A 1,060-nucleotide genomic window follows, 5' to 3' on the forward strand; every position below is an offset into this window, starting at 1 on the left:
TATTCAAAATCCAATTTTAAATATAGCTACTTTTTAGAGATTATCGAAAGGATTTTTAATTTCCGATAAACTAGTCGACGAAACATGGGTGTATATCATTGTAGTTTTGGGACTATTATGTCCCAAAAGCTCTTGTATATATCTTATATCAGTGCCACTTTCGAGTAAATGTGTTGCAAAACTATGTCTAAGTGTATGTAAAGTAGCATATTTCTTTATACCCGCTTTCTGAATTGCCTTTTTTAAAACTTGTCTTGCGCTTACCTGTGTGTATGCTTCACCAGACCGACCTTCAAACAGAAAGGTATTAGGTTTGTAATGATTAATGTAAGATTCTAAAAGCGGAACGAAGCTAGGTGCTAAGAGCGTATAACGGTCTTTACGTCCTTTAGCCGCTTTAATATGTATTAGATGTCGTTCTGTATCAATATCTTTTACTTTAAGATTTAGAGCTTCGCCTATTCTTAAACCTCCTGAATAGACTAAGCTAAGTAGCGTTCGATGTTTAAGATTTGTTGTTGCCTCCAAAATCAATTTTATTTCTGGTTTACTTAAAACTGTAGGCAGTTTTTTATCTTTTTTAGGTCGTCTGATTTCAAAATCTTCAATGGCGATTCCCTTAAAGTTTAAATAGTGTTTAATACCACTTATGCATTGGTTTTGGTAGGATACCGACTTATTAGTTTTAAAAATAAAGTCATAGTTAAACTGTTCTATAGTTCTTACAGAAATAGAATTGATAGTCTTTAGATTAAGATACCTTAAAAACAATCCAGTCACCTCAACATAAGTGTGTACAGTATTCTCGCTAAATCGTTTTTGTTGTAACCATTTACCATATTTAATGAGCGTTTTATTTTGACTATCAGTAACAGGAGGTAACTTGTAATTGTCTAAAAAGTTATTGCTTGTTTTTTTGGTAGAAAATTTAGTTTTAAACGCAGAATAGTCTACGTACCAATTTTTGTCTCTAAAATAGCTAAAGAGCTCATTTATAACAGTGTCATAGTATTTAATATAGAAAGTGTTATTTTTCTTACCCTGTTTTATACCATAGAAT

Annotated in this window: 1 protein-coding gene; it reads right to left on the minus strand. The window is 31.4% G+C overall.

All coding sequences use genetic code 11. The features are described from left to right. Window positions 1-33: 33 nt before the first annotated feature. On the minus strand, window positions 34-1,060 hold a 1,027-nt coding region (locus tag DFQ05_RS13575; protein WP_241974274.1), incomplete at its 5' end, for a tyrosine-type recombinase/integrase.

This window comes from Winogradskyella wandonensis (genome assembly GCF_004346845.1).
GTDB classification, from domain to species: domain Bacteria; phylum Bacteroidota; class Bacteroidia; order Flavobacteriales; family Flavobacteriaceae; genus Winogradskyella; species Winogradskyella wandonensis.